Below are 686 nucleotides of genomic sequence, written 5' to 3'. Positions count from 1 at the left end.
ATCACAGGTTTGGAGGACATGGACATTGACCGTTGCTTTACTTTTCAGGCACTCGCTTATCCAGAGGAGGTCGGGAAAAGGGTGAGCTACATTTTGGGTCTTGACTTGTTTAAACAGTTCTTCTACCGCGCCTAGCCACCGAAACATCGGACAAGAGGATAAGATCAAGCGTGCAATTTGCAAAAAAAAAAAGGGTTTCGGAATGAAATCACTCCGAAACCCTTTTTCTATACATGAAGACAGCCAGGTTGTACTGGCGTCTTACTTTTCACATTCATTAAGCGGATGTTTTCTTTTCTTGACCCTTGATGGTCGTGCCATCTTTAAGGACAAGCTTTGGAGATTCGTTTTTGGAAATCGTGTTGCCTGTGATCACACATTTTGCAACATCATCACGTGAAGGCAGATCGAACATCACTTCTAGAATGATGCCTTCAATGATGGAACGCAATCCACGGGCACCCGTTTTACGCTCAATCGCTTTTTTGGCAATTTCACTTAAGGCTTCCGGTTCGAATTCCAATTCGACATCATCAAGCTCAAGTAATTTTTGATATTGTTTAACAAGAGCATTTTTCGGTTGAGTCAGGATTTCAATCAAAGCGGCTTCATCCAATTGCTCAAGAGTCGCAATTACTGGCAGTCGTCCGATGAATTCCGGGATCAATCCGAAACGAAGCAAGTCT

1 pseudogene is annotated in these 686 nt (G+C 43.1%); it reads right to left on the bottom strand.

What is annotated here, in order from left to right:
* Positions 1 to 277: 277 nt before the first annotated feature.
* A pseudogene (locus tag CVN76_RS00200) lies at positions 278 to 686 on the bottom strand (ATP-dependent Clp protease ATP-binding subunit ClpX); the annotation flags it as partial.

This window comes from Bacillus sp. mrc49, assembly GCF_002803435.1.
This window is presented reverse-complemented; position numbering and strand designations above follow the sequence as displayed.